Origin of the sequence: Bacillus sp. JJ1503 (genome assembly GCF_036965125.1) — a bacterium.
Taxonomy (GTDB): Bacteria; Bacillota; Bacilli; order Bacillales; family Cytobacillaceae; genus Cytobacillus.
In genome coordinates, this window is sequence record NZ_JBALOZ010000307.1 from 6,795 (window position 1) to 7,121 (window position 327).

Annotated in this window: 1 pseudogene; it reads left to right on the plus strand. The window is 32.4% G+C overall.

Annotation, left to right across the window (positions count from 1 at the left end):
* Positions 1–246: pseudogene (locus V7149_RS20930) on the plus strand (LLM class flavin-dependent oxidoreductase); the annotation flags it as partial.
* Between the last annotated feature and the right edge of the window lie 81 nt (positions 247–327).

Consider the following 327-nt stretch of genomic DNA (forward strand, 5'->3'; position numbering starts at 1 on the left):
TTAGATGATCCTCTTTCAAATCCACATACAGGACAGCGTATAACACAACAACAACGAATTCAAGAAATAATTGAAGAAGCAAAGCTTGTAGAAGAGGCAGGCATTGATTTCTTTGGTCTTGGAGAGTATTTTACAACTCAGGCACACACAGTTGTCTTAGGGGCTATTGTACAAGCAACTAAAAATATTAAGATATCTAGTGCTTCAACAATTATCAGTACATGGGACCCTGTACGAGCTTATGAACAGTTATTTGAAGAAAAATTTGAACTACTCAATAAAATTAAATGTTATGAAAAATATTGAGTTAATTGGTATAAAAATATT